General features: G+C 68.7%; 21 protein-coding genes. 10 read left to right on the top strand and 11 right to left on the bottom strand.

Translation table 11 applies throughout. The features are described from left to right. Positions 1-25: 25 nt before the first annotated feature. From ACWCOV_RS30760 to ACWCOV_RS30745, 4 genes are read right to left on the bottom strand one after another with little or no spacing between them, the layout of a single operon-like run. Entirely contained in the window at positions 26-742 is a 717-nt protein-coding gene (locus ACWCOV_RS30760; RefSeq protein ID WP_449832826.1) for an SIR2 family NAD-dependent protein deacylase, read from the bottom strand. A gap of 3 nt (positions 743-745) precedes the next feature. Next, positions 746-1,297, bottom strand: coding sequence for a GNAT family N-acetyltransferase (locus tag ACWCOV_RS30755; RefSeq protein ID WP_449832825.1), 552 nt, complete (start codon positions 1,295-1,297; stop codon positions 746-748). Between the two features lie 43 nt (positions 1,298-1,340). Continuing rightward, entirely contained in the window at positions 1,341-1,553 is a 213-nt protein-coding gene (locus tag ACWCOV_RS30750) for a sulfurtransferase TusA family protein (RefSeq protein WP_449832824.1), read from the bottom strand. Beyond that, entirely contained in the window at positions 1,550-2,665 is a 1,116-nt protein-coding gene (locus tag ACWCOV_RS30745) for a cysteine desulfurase family protein (protein ID WP_449832823.1), read from the bottom strand. The genes ACWCOV_RS30750 and ACWCOV_RS30745 overlap by 4 nt, the downstream gene beginning before the upstream one ends. 193 nt (positions 2,666-2,858) lie before the next feature. Between ACWCOV_RS30745 and ctaC the strand changes: the two genes are divergently transcribed. From ctaC to ACWCOV_RS30725, 4 genes are all read left to right on the top strand, one after another. Then, positions 2,859-3,653 (top strand): aa3-type cytochrome oxidase subunit II, encoded by a 795-nt coding sequence (gene ctaC / locus ACWCOV_RS30740; RefSeq protein WP_449832822.1) that lies wholly within the window; start codon positions 2,859-2,861, stop codon positions 3,651-3,653. Continuing rightward, complete coding sequence (gene ctaD / locus ACWCOV_RS30735) at positions 3,650-5,425, top strand: aa3-type cytochrome oxidase subunit I (RefSeq protein ID WP_449832821.1); 1,776 nt, start codon at positions 3,650-3,652, stop codon at positions 5,423-5,425. Before ctaC ends, ctaD begins: the two co-directional genes overlap by 4 nt. Continuing rightward, on the top strand, positions 5,422-5,817 hold the full coding sequence (locus tag ACWCOV_RS30730) for a cytochrome c oxidase subunit 4 (RefSeq protein ID WP_355480301.1): 396 nt from the start codon (positions 5,422-5,424) through the stop codon (positions 5,815-5,817). The genes ctaD and ACWCOV_RS30730 overlap by 4 nt, the downstream gene beginning before the upstream one ends. A gap of 199 nt (positions 5,818-6,016) precedes the next feature. Next, the gene (locus tag ACWCOV_RS30725) at positions 6,017-7,249 is read left to right on the top strand and encodes a L,D-transpeptidase (protein WP_449832820.1); all 1,233 of its coding nucleotides are present in this window, start codon (positions 6,017-6,019) and stop codon (positions 7,247-7,249) included. A gap of 525 nt (positions 7,250-7,774) precedes the next feature. Here the strand turns inward: ACWCOV_RS30725 and ACWCOV_RS30720 are convergent. Continuing rightward, positions 7,775-8,557, bottom strand: coding sequence for an alpha/beta hydrolase (locus ACWCOV_RS30720; protein WP_449832819.1), 783 nt, complete (start codon positions 8,555-8,557; stop codon positions 7,775-7,777). 40 nt (positions 8,558-8,597) lie between these two features. On the opposite strand from ACWCOV_RS30720, the gene ACWCOV_RS30715 reads away from it, so the two are divergent. Beyond that, the gene (locus ACWCOV_RS30715; protein ID WP_449832818.1) at positions 8,598-9,062 is read left to right on the top strand and encodes a MarR family transcriptional regulator; all 465 of its coding nucleotides are present in this window, start codon (positions 8,598-8,600) and stop codon (positions 9,060-9,062) included. A 103-nt stretch (positions 9,063-9,165) separates the two neighbouring features. Here ACWCOV_RS30715 and qcrB read toward each other — a convergent pair whose 3' ends face one another. From qcrB to ctaE, 4 genes are read right to left on the bottom strand one after another with little or no spacing between them, the layout of a single operon-like run. Then, complete coding sequence (qcrB, locus tag ACWCOV_RS30710) at positions 9,166-10,833, bottom strand: cytochrome bc1 complex cytochrome b subunit (protein ID WP_449832817.1); 1,668 nt, start codon at positions 10,831-10,833, stop codon at positions 9,166-9,168. Beyond that, positions 10,830-11,864, bottom strand: coding sequence for a cytochrome bc1 complex Rieske iron-sulfur subunit (gene qcrA / locus ACWCOV_RS30705; RefSeq protein WP_449832860.1), 1,035 nt, complete (start codon positions 11,862-11,864; stop codon positions 10,830-10,832). Before qcrA ends, qcrB begins: the two co-directional genes overlap by 4 nt. A 7-nt stretch (positions 11,865-11,871) precedes the next feature. Next, the gene (gene qcrC, locus ACWCOV_RS30700) at positions 11,872-12,741 is read right to left on the bottom strand and encodes a cytochrome bc1 complex diheme cytochrome c subunit (RefSeq protein WP_360535448.1); all 870 of its coding nucleotides are present in this window, start codon (positions 12,739-12,741) and stop codon (positions 11,872-11,874) included. Next, on the bottom strand, positions 12,738-13,400 hold the full coding sequence (gene ctaE, locus ACWCOV_RS30695; RefSeq protein WP_449832816.1) for an aa3-type cytochrome oxidase subunit III: 663 nt from the start codon (positions 13,398-13,400) through the stop codon (positions 12,738-12,740). The genes qcrC and ctaE overlap by 4 nt, the downstream gene beginning before the upstream one ends. An 82-nt stretch (positions 13,401-13,482) precedes the next feature. On the opposite strand from ctaE, the gene ACWCOV_RS30690 reads away from it, so the two are divergent. From ACWCOV_RS30690 to trpD, 3 genes are read left to right on the top strand one after another with little or no spacing between them, the layout of a single operon-like run. Continuing rightward, the gene (locus ACWCOV_RS30690) at positions 13,483-14,400 is read left to right on the top strand and encodes a cytochrome c oxidase assembly protein (protein ID WP_449832815.1); all 918 of its coding nucleotides are present in this window, start codon (positions 13,483-13,485) and stop codon (positions 14,398-14,400) included. A 58-nt stretch (positions 14,401-14,458) separates the two neighbouring features. Then, positions 14,459-14,878 (top strand): Rv3143 family two-component system response regulator, encoded by a 420-nt coding sequence (locus ACWCOV_RS30685; RefSeq protein ID WP_449832814.1) that lies wholly within the window; start codon positions 14,459-14,461, stop codon positions 14,876-14,878. A gap of 6 nt (positions 14,879-14,884) precedes the next feature. Further along, a complete protein-coding gene (gene trpD, locus ACWCOV_RS30680; RefSeq protein ID WP_449832813.1) occupies positions 14,885-15,925 on the top strand; it encodes an anthranilate phosphoribosyltransferase in 1,041 nt (346 codons plus the stop codon). A 48-nt stretch (positions 15,926-15,973) separates the two neighbouring features. Here the strand turns inward: trpD and ACWCOV_RS30675 are convergent, their stop codons facing one another. Then, positions 15,974-16,651: a hypothetical protein gene (locus ACWCOV_RS30675; RefSeq protein WP_449832812.1), complete on the bottom strand. Its 678-nt coding sequence runs from the start codon at positions 16,649-16,651 to the stop codon at positions 15,974-15,976. Between the two features lie 252 nt (positions 16,652-16,903). On the opposite strand from ACWCOV_RS30675, the gene ACWCOV_RS30670 reads away from it, so the two are divergent. Together ACWCOV_RS30670 and ACWCOV_RS30665 are read left to right on the top strand one after the other, a co-directional pair. Then, positions 16,904-17,182 (top strand): hypothetical protein, encoded by a 279-nt coding sequence (locus tag ACWCOV_RS30670; RefSeq protein ID WP_449832811.1) that lies wholly within the window; start codon positions 16,904-16,906, stop codon positions 17,180-17,182. Positions 17,183-17,200: 18 nt separating this feature from the next. After that, positions 17,201-17,566, top strand: a complete 366-nt coding sequence (locus ACWCOV_RS30665; protein ID WP_449832810.1) for a hypothetical protein — start codon at positions 17,201-17,203, stop codon at positions 17,564-17,566. Between the two features lie 556 nt (positions 17,567-18,122). Here ACWCOV_RS30665 and ACWCOV_RS30660 read toward each other — a convergent pair. Then, positions 18,123-19,262 (bottom strand): hypothetical protein (locus tag ACWCOV_RS30660; RefSeq protein WP_449832809.1); only part of this gene is annotated, 1,140 nt, incomplete at its 5' end.

The raw sequence follows: 19,262 nt of genomic DNA, 5'->3' as shown, positions 1-19,262 counted from the left end.
CGTGAGGAGGCCTCGAATGTCACGGTCAGGTCACGAGCCCCGGAAGGGTGGTCTCGATCGGCGTGCGCAGGACGGTGCTGGCCTGGTCGTCGTACGGCGTCGGCTCGGCGTTGAGGATGACCAGTGGCTTGCCGAGACCGAGGGCGATGTCGCACAGGCCGGCCGCCGGATAGACCTGCAAGGACGTGCCGACAGCGAGGAAGAGGTCGGCGGCCTCGGTCGCGGCGACCGCCGCGTCGAGGACGCGCTGGTCGAGTGACTGGCCGAACGAGACGGTGGCGGACTTCAGGATGCCGCCGCACACCTCACAGGCCGGGTCCTCGTCACCGGCGTCGAGGCGGGGGAGTACGTCGGCCGTCGGTATCCGCCGGCCGCAGTCGAGGCAGTCGACGAACCAGACCGTGCCGTGCAGCTCATGCACGAGCCCGGGGGAGGAGCCGGCCTTCTGGTGCAGGCCGTCGACGTTCTGGGTGATCAGGCCGGTCAGCCGGCCCCGGCGCTCCAGGTCGACCAGAGCGAGGTGGCCCGGGTTCGGTTCGGCGGTCCACGCGGCCGCGGTCCGGCGGAACTTCCAGGCCTCCACGCGGACCGCGCGCGAGGCGACGTACTCGTCGATGTCGAACATCGCCGCCGCGGCCGGGTTCTTCGTCCACAACCCTTGCGGTCCGCGGAAGTCAGGGATCCCGGACGCGGTGGAGATGCCGGCTCCGGTCAGTACGGCGATGCGCTCGGCGTCGATCACCCGTCAAACGGTAGCTTTCCATTCGGGTGCCAGAACCGACATCACGATCGAGTCGACCCACTCGCCGTCCCAGTAGAGCTCGTCGCGGAGCCGGCCCTCGACGACGAAACCGGCCTTCTCGTAGGCGCGCTGGGCCCGCGGGTTGAACGCGTACACCCCGAGGCTGATCCGGTGCAGCCCGAGCTTCTCGATGCCGTAGCCGACGGTCAGCCGGGTGGCCTCGGTCCCGAGCCCACGGTTCCGGCCGGACGGGCCGATCAGGATCCGGAAGTTGCAGGACCGGTTGTCCGGATCCCACTCGTTGAGGACAGTCTCACCGACCACCGAGCCGGTCGCCTTGTCCACGATCGCCAGGTCGATCCGGTCGGTTTTGGACGCTCGGGTCCGGTACCACTCACGGGCCTTCTCCTCGCTGATGTCCCCACGGCTGCCAGTGAACCGGATCACCTCCGGGTCCGCCATCGCGACGGCGAGCGCTTCGTAGTCGCCCTCGTCCACCGGCCGAAGGATCACGAGCTCACCGGTCAGCGTCGGCTTGAACGAGAAGTCGGTCACGGTCCGCAGTGTGCCAAGGGAGTCGGCGACACGGCGAGTGCTTTTAGCTCAGCCGTCGTACGACGAAGCGCGGAGCTTCGGCGGAGACCAGTTCCTGGTTGCGGAGGCGGCACCAGGCCGGGATGTCGGTGGCGGCGGCCGGGTCGTCGGCGAGCACGGTGATCGTGTCGCCCACGGCGACGGACGGTAAGAGTTTCGCGAGCTTGATCACCGGGAGTGGGCAGAGCAGGCCGAGACAGTCGAGGTCGGTGTTCACAGGCCGACCTCCGCCCGGATCCGCTGCACGATCCCCGGCAACACCGTCGCGAAGCGATCGATGTCGTCGTACGTCGTGGTCCGGCCGAGCGAGACGCGGACGTTGCCGTGGGTCAGGACGCCCATCGCCGCGAGCACGTGCGACGGCCGCAGGGTGCTCGACGTACAGGCCGAACCGCTGGAGACCGAGAAGCCCTCTGCGTCCAGGGCGGTGACGAGCGCCTCGCCGTCGACGTACAGACAGGAGAAGGTGAGCACGTGCGGCAGCCGGTCGTCCGGGTCGCCGACCACCTCGACGTCCGGGACGTCCGCGGCGACGCGATGCCGGAGCTCGTCGATCCAGGCCCGATGCTGCTTGTTCAGGTCGTCGGCCTCGGCGAGCCGGGCCTGCAGGGCGGCCGCGGCGGCGAGGGTGTTCGGGACGTCCGGGAAGCCGGGGGAGAGGCCGTCCTCCCGCTCGTCCATCGGCCACGCGGTCGCCAACCGGGTCCCCTTACGGACGGCGAGCAGCCCGACACCGGCTGGTCCACCCCACTTGTGCGCACTCGCAGCCAGCGCCGACCACCCTGTCGGTACGGCGTCGTGCCCGATAGATGCCGAAGCGTCCACGAAGAGCGGTACGTCGCCACACGCCGCGGCTGCCGCCTCGATCGGCTGCCGCGTCCCGACCTCGTGGTTGGCGGACTGCAGGGCGGCCACCGCGACACCCGGCTTGCCCACCTCGGCCGCGAACGCCTCCAGGTCGACTCGCCCTTGGTTGTCCACACCCACCTCGACGCCGTCGGCCGAGGCCGTGTGCAGTACGGCGGAATGCTCGACGGCGCTGTGGACAACCGCCGTACCGACCCGCCTGCGGGCAGCCCGGATCGCGGTCAGCCCGGCGTGGATGGCCGCCGTACCGGAGGTGGTCAGGAAGAGCTCGTCCGGCCGCACTCCGACCGCGTCCGCGAGCACCGCCCGGGCGTTGTCCAGCAGCAGCCGCGCGGTCCGGCCCTCGTGGTGCAGGCGGACCGGATCGGCCCAGCCGGAATCGACTGCCGAGAGCAACATTTCCCGCGCCGCCGGATGCAATGCCTCCGCCGACGCAGCGTCCAGATACGCACGCTCGCTCACACGGGAAACGCTAGACCCTACCTATGCGCAGGACGCCGGAAGGTGTCCAGTAGTGTTTGGTCGTCAGTCTCACTTGGGAAGGGAAAGGCGCCCCGTGGGTTCGAACGGCACGCCCGGAGTGGACGAGCGAGCGGCAGGTCCTGCCGGCGCCACACGTCCGGGAAAGCGACGCCTGCTGGTCGGTACGGGAGTGGTGCTCGGCACCCTGCTGCTGACCGGTTGTTCGTCGGAAACCACTGAGCAGTGGAAACGACTCGGGCTTCCCGAGGGCGCATCGGACCGGACCGAGGCCGTCCGCAGCCTCTGGATCGGCGCCTGGATCGCCGCCCTGATCGTCGGCGTGATGGTCTGGGCCCTGATCCTGTGGGTCGTCGTGCGGTACCGCAAGCGCACCGACGACGCTCCCAAGCAGGTCCGGTACAACCTGCCGCTCGAGGTGCTCTACACGCTGGCGCCGTTCGCGATCATCGGCGTGCTCTTCTACTACACCGTCGAGCACGGCAACCAGATCACCGCGATGTCGAACCAGTCGCAGCACACGATCAACGTGGTGGGCCAGCAGTGGCAGTGGACCTTCAACTACAAGGAGAACGTCGACGGGCAGGAGGGCGTCTGGGAGACCGGCACGCTGGACAAGCCCGCCGAGCTGTGGCTCCCGGTGAACGAGTCGGTCCAGTTCGACCTGACCTCGCCGGACGTCATCCACTCCTTCTGGGTCCCGTCCTTCTACTTCAAGCTGGACGTCATCCCCGGCCGGACCAACAAGTTCGAGCTGACCCCGACCAAGACCGGGACGTTCGCCGGCAAGTGCGCGGAGCTCTGCGGGCTCTACCACAGCCGGATGATCTTCTCCGTCAAGGTCGTCACCCGCGCTGAGTACGACGCGCACCTGCGGGAGCTGGCCGCCAAGGGCCAGACCGGCGCCGCGACCGGTGGCCAGGACGCCACCACCATTCCTGGCCATGGGTCAGAGGAGGGCGAGAAGTGACCGACTTCGCCGAGCGCACCGGCGCCATCGGTGCTACTACCGCACTGCCCCGGCGGCGCAGCAAAGGCCAGCTCGCGGTCAAGTGGCTCACCACCACCGACCACAAGCTGATCGGGCACATGTACCTGATCGTCTCCTTCGCGTTCTTCCTGATCGGCGGTGTGATGGCGCTGGTCATCCGCGCCGAGCTGGCCAAGCCGGGCCTGCAGATCGTGAACGAAGAGGTCTACAACCAGCTCTTCACCATGCACGGCACGATCATGCTGCTGCTGTTCGCGACCCCGCTGTTCGTCGGCTTCGCGAACGTGATCATGCCGGTCCAGATCGGCGCCCCCGACGTCGCGTTCCCGCGGCTCAACATGTTCAGCTTCTGGCTGTTCCTGTTCGGCGGCCTGATCACGATCAGCGGGTTCTTCACCCCGGGCGGCGCGGCCGACTTCGGCTGGTTCGCCTACGCCCCGCTGTCGAACGCGGTCCGTTCGCCGGGTGTCGGCGGTGACCTGTGGATCATGGGCCTGTGGATGGCCGGTCTGGGCACCATCCTCGGCGCGGTCAACTTCGTCACCACGATCATCACCATGCGGGCCCCGGGTATGACGATGTTCCGGATGCCGATCTTCACCTGGAACATCCTGGTGACGTCGATCCTGGTCCTGATCGCCTTCCCGATCCTCGCCGGCGCGCTGCTGATGCTGGAGGCGGATCGAGCTCTAGGGGCTCACGTCTTCGACGCCGCGAACGGTGGGCCACTGCTGTGGCAGCACCTGTTCTGGTTCTTCGGGCATCCCGAGGTCTACATCATCGCGCTGCCGTTCTTCGGCATCATCACCGAGATCCTGCCGGTCTTCAGCCGCAAGCCGGTGTTCGGCTACATCGGCCTGGTCTGCGCGACGCTCGGTATCGCGGTGCTGTCGGTGGCGGTGTGGGCGCACCACATGTTCGTCACCGGCGCGGTGAACCTGCCGTTCTTCTCGTTCATGACGTTCCTGATCGCGGTGCCCACGGGCGTGAAGTTCTTCAACTGGATCGGCACCATGTGGGGCGGGTCGGTGTCGTTCGACACGCCGATGCTCTGGTCGGTGGGCTTCCTGACCACCTTCCTGTTCGGCGGTCTGACCGGCATCATCCTGGCCTCGCCGGCGCTGGACTACCAGCTGTCCGACTCGTACTTCGTGGTCGCGCACTTCCACTACGTGGTGTTCGGGACCGTGGTGTTCGCGATGTTTGCCGGGTTCTACTTCTGGTGGCCGAAGATGACCGGCCGGATGCTGGACGAGCGGCTCGGCAAGCTGCACTTCTGGCTGTTGTTCATCGGCTTCCACACGACGTTCCTGGTGCAGCACTGGCTGGGTGTCGAGGGCATGCCGCGGCGCTACGCGTCGTACGGCGCCAACGAAGGCTTCACCACGCTGAACGAGGTGTCCAGCATCGGCGCCTTCGTGCTCGGCCTGTCGATGCTGCCGTTCTTCTACAACGTCTACAAGTCGCGCAAGGGGCCGCTCGTGGGCGTGGACGACCCGTGGGGCTGGGGCCGCTCGCTGGAGTGGGCGACCAGCTCGCCGCCGCCGCGGCACAACTTCGACCGGCTGCCGCGGATCCGGTCCGAGAGCCCGGCCTTCGACCTGCACCACGCGGACCTCGCACTGGCCGAGTACGGGGACAACCGGGCGCCGAAGGACAACCTGCTCGACGCCGGTGAGGACCAGGGCCGGGTGGAGCACCTGCAGCAGCAGACCGCGGATAGCGAGACCGAGGGGAAGGACAAGGCGTGAAGGTCGAAGCCTGGGTCTTCGGGATCCTGAGCGTGTTCGTGCTGGTCGTCACGCCGATCTACTGGCTGATGTCGGAGGACCCGACCGGCACCACCGCGCTGGTGATGACGTTCTTCCTGTCGCTGCTGGTGGCGTTCTACCTGAGCGTCACCGCGCGCCGGATGGACGCCCGCCCGGAGGACCGCAAGGAAGCGGAGATCGTCGAGGGGGCCGGTGAGCTCGGCTTCTTCCCGCCGCACTCGTGGTGGCCGCTGTGGTGCGCGCTGACCCTGTCGGTCGTGGTGCTTGGCGTCGTGTTCGGCTGGTGGCTGTTCATCGCCGGCTGCGGGATCGGCATCGTGACGCTGTCCGGGTTCATCTTCGAGTACTACCGAGGTGACCACGCTCACTAGCCGAGCGCAGTACGGGCGCCATCCGGAAGCCAACCGGATGGCGCCTTCGTGCGTCTTAGGGGGTGCCACCGGAGTACGGTCCGTTGTGGTCCGTACCACTTGAGTGGCGATGCGTTGCCGGGATCTGTCGGTTCGGCGGGTTACTCTGGGCGGCGGGTTGGTTTGAACAGGGGAGAGCTGGGGAATGGTGAGCGGTTCGGTGAGGAAGCACGGCCTTGCCGTGGCGGGGATCTGCGCGCTGCTGCTGGTCGGCACCGCGTGCAGTGACACCGAGGCGGGCGGCTCGACGTCGACGCCGGGCACGACGCAGAGCAGCGGCACGCCGGGGGCGTCGACCACTCCTGGCGCGTCGACCACGCCGACCCAGGACCCGGCCGCGGCCAGCGTGTCCGTGGTCCCCGCCAAGGGCGCGACCTCGGTCAAGCCGGACACCGCGGTGACCGTGAAGACCTCGGTCGGCACGCTGAAGGACGTCACTCTCGAGGACGACGACGGCGACAAGGTGGCCGGCAGCTTCAACACCGAGAAGAACGAGTGGACCGCCGTACCGCAGCTCGAGCCCGGTGCGACGTACACCCTGACCGGCACCGCCGAGGGCACCGACGGCGCCTCCGTGCCGATCAGCTCGACCTTCAAGACCTTGAAGGCGGCCAAGAGCCTGAAGGCCTCGGTCGCGCCGCTGAACGGCGAGACCGTCGGCGTCGCGATGCCGATTCAGATCTACTGGAACAACCCGGTCACCGACCGGGCCGCGGTAGAGAAGCGGCTGAAGGTGACCACCTCGGTCCCGGTCGACGGCAGCTGGCACTGGGTGAACAGCAAGCAGGTCAACTACCGGCCGAAGAACTACTGGCCGGCCGGCACCAAGGTCACCGTCTCGATCGACACCCAGGGCGTGAACGCCGGCAAGAACACCTGGGGCGCGGCCGGCCGGAAGATCTCGTTCGCCATCGGCAGGTCCGTGGTCACCAAGATCGACGTCAAGCGGCACACGATGTCGGTCGCCATCAACGGCAAGCTGGCCCGGACCATCCCGATCACGGCCGGCAAGTCCGGCTTCACCACCCGCAGCGGGGTGAAGGTGATCATGGAGAAGTTCCCGGTCAAGCGGATGGACGCCCGGACCGTCGGCATCAAGCCCGGCGACCCGGAGTACTACGACATCCACGACGTGAAGTGGGCCCAGCGGGTCACCAGCTCCGGCGAGTTCATCCACGGCGCCCCCTGGTCGACCGGCAGCCAGGGCAGCGAGAACGTCAGCCACGGCTGCGTCGGCATGAGCCTCGCGAACGGCCAGTGGTACTTCCAGCAGACCCTCCGCGGCGACCCGGTCATCGTCACCGGCACCGCCCGCAAGATGGAGCCCGGCAACGGCTGGACCGACTGGAACACCACCTGGGCCAACTACAAGGCCGGCTCCGCCCTGTCCTGAGGATTGGTTGGTGAGGCGCTGGGGACAGGGCCCCCGGGCCCGCGGTCAGGGTGCCGCCAAGCGCTGCGGCCCGCTCGGTCAGCATCCGCAGCCCACCCGCGGGGCCCTGTATCCCCGGCGATCCGTCGTCTGCGACCGTCACCCCGACACCCCGGCCCTCGGACCGGATCCTGATGCTGACCGCACTAGCGTCCGGCGCGTGCTTGCGCAGATTGGTCAGGCACTCGGTCACCATCCGGTAGACCAGCGCCGACGCCTCCGCCGACAGCTCGACCACCTCAGGAGCCACGAGTACGGCGCTCGGCCCCGGGCGTCCCGTTGAAACGCTCGACAAGCCCCGGCAACGCCTCCAGATCCCGACCGGTCCCTCCGGCACCCCGTCGATCCGCAAGGCCCGCACAGTCGCCCCCCAGCGACTCCAGCGACCGGACACCCACCTGCTCGACCCGCTCGAGCCCGGCGACCACACCCACCGGCCCCAGCCAGCCTCCGCATGCGACCAGATCCCAGGTGTCGCACCGGTCGTCAGGCTGACAGCGCCTTGAGCACCTCGTCGGCGTGCAGTGCCGGCAGGGAGTGGTGGGTGGCGTCGGCGATGTGTACGACGGTTGCGCCGGCGGCGGTGGCGCGTTCGGTGAGTTGGTTCGGGTCGTGGGCTTTGGTGCGGCCGGCTACGACCACCACGAGGTCGGTCTTGAGCTCCTGGAGGTTGGACGGGCGGCGGGGGCGTACTGGGCGGGTGGTGGGCTCCAGGGTGGCCAGAGCGGAGAGCTCGACCCAGGTGGGGTCGAGGGGGAGGCCTTGGGTTTCCCAGTGCAGGAAGGACTGGTAGCGGGCTGGGGTGGGCTTGAGGAGCAGCGGGAGGGCGCGGGCGACGTACGGGAGGCGGAGGCCGGTGAAGCAGTCGGTGGGGTCGAGCAGGGCCAGGCGGCTGACCCGGTCCGGGTTCTGGAGGGTGTACGTGAGGGCGATCCAGGCGCCGTACGAATGACCGACGAGCATCGGGCGCCCGAGGTCCTCGAGTACGGCGGCCAGCCACGTCATCAGGTCGTCCACAGTGCGAGGTGGCGTGGCGGTCGAGCGGCCGGCGTCGCCGGGGAGGTCGAGGGCGTAGACGCGGTGCTGTTCGGCGAGGCGGGATGCGACGGCGAACCACACCGGCGAGGTCGCGCCATGTCCGGCCAGGAGAACCACGGGCGGGGCGTCGACCGGGCCGCAGGCGTTCACGTGGGTGCTGCGGATGTCGAGCTGCTCCACCGGGACACCCCAGCGCTCGAGCATGGCGTCGTACGCGTCCTGAAAGCTCATGACGCGAGAATAGCTCACTGAGTGAGGTAAATTGGCGGGCATGCGTGAAGGAGTGATGCCCGCGGACCCCGACCGGGCCGCCGCACTGGAGCTGATCCACCGGCTGCGCGAGGTCGCGCTGCGGCTGGAGCTGGCGGTCGGGGAGTTCGCGCGTACGGCGGGACTGCACGCGACCGACGTACGGGCGCTGATCCGCCTCCTGGACGCCGAGCGGGCCGGCCTGGAGGCGACACCGGGATGGCTCGCCGGACAGCTGGGAATGACCTCTCAGGCGACGACGGCGGTCATCCACCGGCTGGAGGCCGCCGGGCACGTCGAACGCCTCCGAAGCCGCTCAGACGGCCGCAGCTCCCGCCTCCAGGTCTCCGACAGCGCCGTCACCCTCGGCTGGCAGTTCTTCGGCCCGCTGCTCGAGCGCCTGATCGCCACCACCGAGGCCCTCACCGACGACGAGCGAACGGTGGTCGGCGACTACCTCACGACGGTCTCCGAAGCGATCGACTGAACCACCGCCGATGGCTGGAGAAACTCCCGGTCGGTGGTCTGAGTAGGCCCTGGAACAGCAAGAAGCCCCGGCGAGTGCCGGGGCCTCTCGAAGGTGCTGCTGGTCAGGACCGGTCGCTGGTGACCTCGCGGTAGGTCTCCGTCTCGGACAGGTCGTGGATCTCGTCCGTGTCGTGCGCGTGCTCGTGGGCCGCCTCGAGCTCGTGCGTCGTCGGCTTCTGCACCGCGTCGGCGTAGTAGAAGCGCGACAGCCGGGCGCGGAGCTTGTTCAGGGCCCGGCGCGGGGCGCGGACGCCGTTGTCGTCGGTCTCCGGACCGATGTCCATCGGCTCGATCCGGTCCCGGGCGGTGAGCTCGTAGGCCTCGTAGGTCCCGATCGGCTGGTGCTTCTCGGAGTACTTGCCCTCGGGGGAGCGGACGATGACGCCGGTCTCCAGGCCGTGCAGGATCCGCTCGTTGTCGGCGCGCTGCAGCGAGATCGCGATCCGCCGGGTGATCCAGAACGCGAGGATCGGGCCGAGGATGACCGCGAACCGCAGGAACCAGGTCACGTTGTTCAGCGAGATCCCGAAGTGGGTGGCGATCAGGTCGTTGCCGCCACCGACCCAGAGCAGGCCGTAGAACGTCATGAACGCGACACCGATACCGGTCCGGGTCGGCACGTTGCGCGGCCGGTCCAGCAGGTGGTGCTCCCGCTTGTCGCCGGTGATCCAGCCCTCGATGAACGGATACAGCGCGACCAGCGTGACGAAGGCGGGCGGGATGATCAGCGCCGGGATGATCAGGTTCCAGCTCAGCGTGATGCCCCAGAAGCTCGACTCGAACCCGGGGAAGATCCGGACCGAGCCTTCCAGCCAGCCCATGTACCAGTCCGGCTGGGATCCCGCCGTCACCTCCGCGGGGTTGTACGGGCCGTACAGCCAGACCGGGTTGATCTGCATCAGGGCGCCCATCAGAGCGGTGATGCCGAACACGACGAAGAAGAAGCCGCCGGCCTTGGCCGTGTAGACCGGCCACAGCGGGTAGCCGACCACGTTGTTGTTCTTCCGGCCGGGGCCCGGGTACTGCGTGTGCTTGTGGTACACGACCAGGAACAGGTGCACCGTCACCAGGGCCAGGATCAACCCCGGGATCAGCAGCACGTGCACGATGAAGAACCGCGGCACCATGTCGTCGCCGGGGAACTCACCGCCGAAGATGAAGAAGTTCATGTAGGTGCCGATCACCGGCGAGGCCTGGATCATGCCCTGGGTGATGCGTAGACCGGTTCCGGAGAGCAGGTCGTCGGGGAGGCCGTAGCCGATGAAGCCCTCGATGATGCCGAGGAACAGCATCGTGAAGCCGATCACCCAGTTCAGCTCACGCGGCTTGCGGAACGCGCCGGTGAAGAAGATGCGGAGCAGGTGCACCATCATCGCGGCGATGAACAGCACTGCCGCCCAGTGGTGGATCTGCCGCATCAGCAGGCCGCCGCGGACGTCGAACGAGATGTCCAGCGTGGAGGCGTACGCCTCGGACATGTGCAGGCCCTTGAGCAGGCTGTACGAGCCCTGGTACTCGATCTCGGCCATCGACGGCTTGAACCAGAAGGTGAGGAAGATGCCGGTGAGGATCAGGATGATGAAGCTGTAGAGCGCGATCTCGCCGAGCATGAACGACCAGTGGTCCGGGAACACCTTGCGCAGGTTCTTCCGGCCGATCTTCGCAATGCCGAGCCGGTCGTCGACCCATTTGACCGGTGGCGGGAAATCTTTGTCAGACACTGCGGTCACCCTCGTTCGAAGAAGCTCGGACCGACTGGCTCGGTGAAGTCGCTCTGCGCGACCAGGTAGCCCTCGGAGTCCACTGCCAACGGTAGCTGAGGCAGCGGCCGGGCCGCAGGACCGAAGACGACCTTCGCGCCGTCGGCCAGGTCGAAGGTCGACTGGTGGCACGGGCACAGCACGTGGTGGGTGGTCTGCTCGTACAGCGAGATCGGGCAGCCGACGTGGGTGCAGATCTTGGAGTAGCACAGGATCCCATCGACGCCCCAGTTCTCCCGGCCGGGAGGCGTCTGGATCTCGCTCGGCTTGATCCGGACCACGATCACCGCGGCTTTCGCCTTGGCGTTCTGGTACTCGACCGGGCTCTCCTCCTGGATCGGGGCCAGGTTGGCGGGCGCGGCGTTGACCAGCTGGCCGACGACCAGGTCGGACGGCTTGATCGGGCGCAGCGTGACGTCGTTGACGACGCGGATGCCCTTGGCCCAGATCGTGTTGTAGAGCGCCCGGCCCGGGAGCGGGCCGAGGTCACGCAGGAACACGATGGCCGGCAGGCCGAGCACGGCGAGCGCGCCGAGCAGCGAGCGGCGGATCATCTTGCGCCGGGTGAACCCGGACTCCGCCACCCCCTGCTGGAAGGCGTCGGTGATGTCGGCCTTCTGCTCCAGCGTGGAGTGCGCGGCGTGCCGCTCCTCGACGATCTCCTCGTCGACCATCAGCTTCTTGGCCCACTGGATCGCGCCGGCGCCGATCAGGAACAGCGCCAGGCCGATGCACAGGCCGAGCGTCATGTTGTTCGCGTTGCCGGACAGCGGGCCGAAGACGAGCTCGGCGTCCCGCGGGATCGCGAAGTACGCCACACAGGCACCGAGCACGAGCAGCGTGGCCAGGCCGAACATCGTCGACACCTGGCGCTCGACCCGGTCGGCCGCCTTCGGGTCGATGTCGGTGATCCGGTACTCGTGCGGCTCCAGCCCCGGGTCCGGGATCGGCTCCGACACCTGGACCGGACCGTGTTCCTCTTCTCCCTTTACTGCAGGCAGCTTCTCGTCACTCACTGGCCTTCGCTCCCTTGGCCTTGACACCCTTGGCGCCGATCCAGACCGCAATGCAGACCAGGACGCCGATACCGACCAGCCAGCCCCACAGGCCCTCGGAGACCGGGCCGAGGCGGCCGAGACCGAAGCCACCCGGGTCCTTCTGGGTCTCCAGCGCCTTCAGGTAGGCGATGATGTCGCGCTTGTCCTCGGGCTGCAGCACCTGGTCGGAGAAGACCGGCATCTGCTGCGGACCGGTCAGCATCGCCTCGTAGATGTGCTTCTCACTGACGCCCATCAGCGACGGCGCGTAGCGGCCGTTCGGCAGCGCGCCGCCCTTGCCGGCGAAGTTGTGGCACGCCGTGCAGTTGGTGCGGAACAGCTCGCCACCACGCGTGACCTGCTCGTCGGTGGCCTTGCTGACGTCGTACGACTCCTGCGCGGGAACCGCCGGGCCGGGGGCCAGCGAGGCGACGTAGGCGGCCAGCGCCTCGATCTCCTCCTGGGTGTAGGCCGGGGTCTTGCGGGGCACCTGGGCGCCGGGCTGCATGGCCGGCATCCGGCCGGTGCCGACCTGGAAGTCGACGGCGGCCGCGCCGACACCGATCAGCGACGGTCCGGCCATCTCGCCCTCACCGTTTCCGCCTCCTTCGGCGTTCAGGCCGTGGCAGCTGGCACAGCCGACCGCGAAGAGCTTCTTGCCCTCCTCGATCTGCTGGGACTGGGCCGAGTTGTCCGCGACCGCGTTGTCAGGGGCGAAGGCGGCGTACGCCGAACCCACTGCCAACAGGCCGAACAGGAGCACGACGAGGCCGGCTGACCGGTGCCGTCGTCGCGCGGAGAGAAAGCGCGCCGGTGACAAGGAAAGTCTCTTCTCACTCATTTGAGCAGGTAGATGGTCGCGAACAGGGCGATCCAGACCACGTCGACGAAGTGCCAGTAGTACGACACGACGATCGCCGAGACGGCCTGTTCGTGGGTGAACTTACGAGCCATGTACGTCCTGGCCAGGACGTACACGAAAGCGATGAGACCGCCGGTCACGTGCAGACCGTGGAAACCGGTGGTCAGGTAGAAGACGGACCCGTACGGCGACGACGAGATCGTCAGGCCCTCGTGCACCAGGGCGGCGTACTCGGTCACCTGGCCGCCGATGAAGACCGCGCCCATCAGGTACGTGAGGATGAACCACTCACGCATGCCCCACTGGCGGACGTTCAGCAGCGAGCCGGTCCGGCCCACCTTGCCGTGCTCGGCGGCGAACACACCGGCCTGGCAGGTGAACGACGACGCGACCAGGATGAACGTGTTCACCGAGGCGAACGGGACGTTCAGCATCTCGGTGGACGCCTGCCACAACGTCTCCGTACCCGGAGCGGCGGCGGCGGTCGTCACCGACCGGATCGTGAAGTACGCCGCGAACAAGGCGGCGAAGAACATCAGTTCGCTCGAGAGCCAGACGATCGTGCCGACACTGACCATGCTGGGACGGTCGTGGTGTCCGTGTTCACGAGACGCTGGGAGCGCGGTTGCAGTGGCCACGCGGTCATTATGTCGGTCGGCGAATCAGTTGCCACGACCACCCCCATGCATGTCGCGGACTCACCCTTTCTACTGTTGAAGCGTGCTTCCCCTCCACGCCACGCCGGGCGACCAGATCGAGCCGCTCACGCCGCTCCGGCTGCTGACGGCCTGGACCTTCGAACCGGTGTTACTCGGCGTGATCGTCGTACTGGCCGCGCTCTACCTGTACGGCGTCCACCGGCTCCGCGCGCGGGGGGACAAATGGTCCCGCGGACGGACGTTCGCGTTCGTCGGGCTGGGCCTGGGAAGCGCCGTGATCGCCACCCAGTCGGCGCTCGGCACGTACGACACCGTGCTGCTGAGCGTGCACATGGCCCAGCACATGATCCTGTCGATGCTGACGCCGCTGATGATGGCGCTCGGCGCACCGGTGACGCTGGCCCTGCGGACGCTGCCGCCCCAGCCGCGGAAATGGTTGCTCTCCGTGTTGCACTCACGGTTCGCGAAGGTGATGTGCTTCCCGCTGATCGGCTTCACGCTGTTCGTCCTGAGCCCGTGGGCGCTCTACTTCAGCGGCTGGTACGACGCCACGCTGCGATCGACCGTGCTGCACGACCTGCTCCACGTGCACTTCATCCTGGTCGGGGCGCTGTTCTTCTGGCCGCTGCTCGGTCTCGACCCGGTGCCCGGCCGGGTGATCTACCCGTTCCGGCTGATCATGACGTTTCTCACGCTGCCGTTCCACGCCTTCCTCGGCATCACGATCATGTCCGCGAGCAGCCTGATCGCCGAGGACTGGTACACCAGCTTCGACCGGGCCTGGTCGCCGTCGCCGCTGCGGGACCAGTACATCGCCGGCGGTCTGCTGTGGGGTTCCGGCGACATCGTCGGACTGGTGTTCTTCGGGGTCCTTTTCGTCCAGTGGGTGAAGGAGTCGCAGCGTGAGGCGCGCCGCGAGGACCGCCGGCTGGACCGGTTGGAGGAACAGGCTCGCCGGAGTGGACAGGCGCCCCGGTAGCATTCGCGGTGTTGTTCGCATGTCCACTGGTCACTGACACACAGCTTGGGATGGATCGATGAGTTCAGAGCGTCCGCTGAAGGTGCTCGTCTACAGCGACGACCGTACGACGCGGGAATCCGTCCGGCTGGCCCTGGGCAAGCGGCCGGCCGCCGATCTGCCCGTCGTCGAGTACGTCGAGTGCGCGACCGAGCCGGCCGTGATCAAGACCATGGACAAGGGCGGGATCGACCTGGCCATCCTGGACGGCGAGGCGGTGCCGGCCGGCGGGATGGGTATCGCCCGGCAGTTGAAGGACGAGATCTTCCAGTGCCCGCCGGTACTCGTCATCACCGGCCGCCCGCAGGACGCCTGGCTGGCCACCTGGTCCCGGGCCGAGGCCGCGGTCTCGCACCCGATCGACCCGATCCGGCTGGCCGAGGTCACGGCCGACCTGCTCCGGCAGCGGCTGGCCAAGCTGCCCGCCACGACCGCCTGATCCTCCATGGCCGCTTACAGCTGGCCCCAGGTGCTCAACCCGCTGCTGCGGCGCGAGGACCTGGACGCGTCCGCCACGGCGTGGGCGATGGAGCAGATTCTGTCCGGCGCGGCCTCACCGGCCCAGCTCGCCGGGTTCGTGATCGCGCTGCGGTCCAAGGGCGAGACGGTCAGCGAGGTCGAAGGCCTGGTCGCGACCATGCGCGACTTCGCCACCAAGATCACGGTGCCGGGCCGCACGCTCGACGTCGTCGGCACCGGCGGTGACCAGGCCCACACCGTGAACATCAGCACGATGTCCGCGATCGTGGCGGCCGGCGCCGGGGCCAAGGTGCTCAAGCACGGCAACCGCGCGGCCTCGTCGGCGTGCGGTGCGGCCGACGTCCTCGAGGAGCTCGGAATACCGCTCGACCTGACCGCGGCGCAGGTCGCCGAGGTGGGGGAGCAGGCCGGGATCACGTTCTGCTTCGCCCCGGCGTTCCACCCCGCGCTGCGGCATGCCGCCGTACCGCGTCGTGAGCTTGGGGTGCCGACCACGTTCAACTTCCTCGGCCCGCTGGCGAATCCGGGCAACCCGTCGGCGCAGGCGGTCGGCGTCGGCGACGGCCGGATCGCCGGGCTGATGGCGGGAGTGCTGGCGCGGCGCGGAATCGACGCGCTGGTGTTCCACGGTGACGACGGGCTGGACGAGCTGACCACGCGGACGACGTCGCAGGTGTGGACGGTCGGCGGGGGAGCGGTGGAAGGGCCGTTCACGCTGGATCCGCGCGAGCTCGGGATCGAGCCGGTGTCGGCAGACGCGTTGAAGGGTGCGGACGCCGCGTTCAACGCGAAGGTCGTACGGGCGTTGCTCGACGGCGAGGCGGGGGCGGTGCGGGACGTCGTACTGCTGAACGCGGGTGCGGCGCTGGCGGCGTACGCGCCGACGGACGAGCCGCTGGCGAGCCGGATCCGGGCCGGGATGTCCAAGGCCGCGGAGGCGATCGACTCGGGTGCGGCGAAGGGCGTGCTGGACCGGTGGATCGCTGCGTGCGCTTCGGTGCGGTAAGTCTTGATTGATGAGGGCCGGCGGGATGTTTCCCGCCGGCCCTTGTCGTTACTGGCCGATCTTGATCTGGCCGACCTTGTAGCGCCAGACGTTCTGCCACGCCGGGGTGGAGCCGGCGATGTCCGCGATCGAGACGGCCGCGGTCTTGTTGTCGCCGCGGTCGATCACGGCGATCATGACCGTCGAGAACGTCTCCTTCAGCGGCGGCTGGTTGACCGCGACGCGGGCGGTGATCTCATGGCCCGGGTGCCCGTCGACGGTGATCGCCTTGTGCGTGACCGCGGAGACCTTCGCGTCCTTCGTGTACAGCTCCACGATCACCCGGCCGCCGACCTTGCTCGCGGCCGCCCGCCGCCCGGCCGCGGTGTTGACGTACGGGACCTGCGGCGGCAGTTGGCCGAACGCGACGAAGTTGCCCCAGCTGTTCTTCTTGCCGTCGTAGTTCGGGTGCACGGTGAACCAGATCGCCGTTCCGCCCGTCAGGCCGGTCCGGTCGAACTCGCTGGTCCATGCCGAGCTCATGATCGGCATCGAGTCCTTGTTCCCGGCCACCATCAGGGTGCCGAGCACCTTGCCCGTCGGAGTCGGCGTCTCGGACGGCTTCGCCGACGGATCAACCGTCTCCATCGGCGTCTGCCCACCTGTCGGCAACGCCACCGGCGTCACCGCATCAGCCTTGGTCCAGATCCACCCGACACTGATCCCAGTAGTAGCCAACGCAGCCACCACCAAAACCAAAGCCCCCACCAACCGAGCCCGCATCCCCTCAACCCCGGCCCGACCACCACTGCCGTCACCCCCAGGCAACCGCTGCCCGCCCACCCCATGCCCCGCCTGCGCACCAGCCCCAGCCCCAGCCCCAGCCCCAGCCGCTCCGGCCTGCTGCCCGTAAGTCGCAGTGGCGGCGTGCTGCCCCTGCCGAGCTCCGGCCTGCTGTCCGTACGCCTGGCCTGCCTGCCCCTGCACTGACTGCATACCGTGCGGCCCCCGCACCGCTCCAGCCTGCTGCCCGTACGCCGCCTGCCCAGCCTGCTGCGCGTACGACGCCTGCCCGGCGTGCTGTGCACCCGACGCCTGCCCGGCGTGCTGTCCGCCCGACGGCTGCCCGGCGTGCTGTCCGCCCGACGACTGCCCGGCGTGCTGTCCGCCCGACGGTCCCAGCGGCCGTCCGCCGTACGGGGACTGCCCTTGACCGCCGTGCATCGGCTGTCCCTGGCCCGGCGCGTAGTTCCCACCAGGCTGACCAGCCTGCGGTGACCCAGGCACCTGCGCCGCATGCTGCGGACGACCAGGCTGCTGACCCCCACCACCCTGCGGCTGCCCGTAGTACTGCTGCCCAGCCTGCTGCGCCTGTCCGAGCTGCGGCTGCGCCGGCTGCTGTTGGCCCGGCTGCTGCTGCGTCCAAGACTGCCGCCCCTGCGCCTGATGCTGCGGATGACCCTGCGGCTGCTGCGGTCCACCCGCCTGCCGCTGCCCCTGCTGCCCCCACGACTGCTGCTGAGGCCGCTGCCCCTGCGAAGGCTGCTGCGGCTGCCCGGGTTGCTGACCACTCTGCTGGCCGCCCGACTGCTGTGCGGCCTGGTGCTGCACACCTGGCTGCTGGTGCGCGCCAGGCTGCGGCGAACCCTGCTGCTGGGCTAGCTGCTGCTGGGCCCAGGACTGCTGCTGCCCTTGCGGGGCCGAGTGCTGCGGACCCTGCTGCTGATACGGGTTGGCCTGCTCAGGCCGCTGCCCGGCGGACGGCACCCCAGTAGATGCACCGGAGTCCACCGAGGGCGGAGGCGGCGGCGCAGGAGCAGGTGACTGCCCGAACAACACATCCGACGACCCACCGGCCGACTCACCCGCACCAGACCCAGCCTCAGCTGAGCCTCCCGCGACCTGCCCAGCCGCACGCGAGTCAGCACCTGCATCCGCGGCAGCACTCCAGCCACTGGCGTCCTGTCCCGCCGTACGCGCGTCGCGAGATGTCGACCCGGGAGTACTCCAGCCGGTGGTGTCCTGGCTCGGCGTGCGTGAGCCGGCCGCCTCGGGGGCGTCCCAGGTGGGTGGGGCTGGTGGGGCTTGGGGGGTGCCGGCCAGGGGGTCGGTTGGGGGGTGGTCGGGTGGGTATGCCTGTGGGCCCGGCGGCTGGTGCGGGGGTGCACTGTGCCGCGCGGGGGGCCGCTGGGGCGGTTGCGGGGTCTGGTCCTGGTTCTCAGCCAACGTTGATTCCCTTGTAGGCCTGGCTCTCGGCCGCCCTCAGATCCGGCCGGTTGGTGGGGATGTCGCTGATGTACGCGACTGCTGTGCCGTCACCGAGGTCGAAAACGGCCACCGTCAGGGTAAGCACCCGGGCGGTCAACTTCGGCGACTTCGCGGTCACAAGCTGCTGGAAGTACCAACCCGACTTGTCCGAACGCTTCACCGCGCCGTTGCTGACGGTCTTGAACGTGACCGGGATATCGCCGTACATCGAGGTCCGCAGCTGGATCGACAGCGCCGCCGCGGTCGCCTTCGGGTCGCCGTTGAACCCGGAGCCGGTGCCGAGCGCGCCGACGAAGATGTCGGCGTACCAGTCGTTCTGGCCGTCGAAGTTCTCCTGCAGCAGCACGTACTGGCCGCTGGAGTTTAGGAGCTGTGAGACGAGCCGCTTGCGGTCGGACCAAGGCGGGTTGCGGCGCGGGAACGAGATCGCGTCCGAGGAGATCCGGGCGCCCTCGTGCAGCTTCGGGTTCTTCGACTGGCCGGGCTTGGTGCTGCTCTCGCCGGTCGGCTGGTTGGTCGGCTGGCTTCCGGTCGGCTGACCCGTCGGCGCGGTGTCCGGTCCTGCCTCGTCGTCGCCGGGGGAGGTGATCAAGAACACGGCCGCGATCACCAACATCACCAACGCCACAGCGCCCGCTACGACCAGCGGCGTACGCCCCCCGAGCCCTCCACCTCCACCGCTCGGCTTCTTTACCTTCCCCGCGCCCTTCTTGCCCTTGTTCCCTTCAACTCGCTGCTCTCCCCAAGCAGCCCCCTGCTCGCCCCAAGCACTAACCGCAGGCCCCTGCTGCCGCCCCCACCCACCAGACTCCTGCCGCACCTCACCCAACTGCTCACCCCAAGCACCAGCCCCCTGCTGCTGTGCCCCTTGCTGCTGAGCCCCTTGCTGCTGAGCCCCTTGCAACCCACCCCACGGGTTGGCCGCCTCCTGCTGCTCCGCCGCCTGCTCACCCCATGCGGTAGCCGCGGCCTGCTGCCCGGCGTCTCCCTGCTCACCCCATGCGCTGCTCGTGCCCTGCTGGTTGGCCTGTTGCTCGCCCCAACCGCTCGTGGTCCCGTGCTGTGCAGATGCTTGCTGGTCGCCCCAGCC

It is taken from the genome of Kribbella sp. NPDC002412, assembly GCF_053592935.1.
This window is presented reverse-complemented; position numbering and strand designations above follow the sequence as displayed.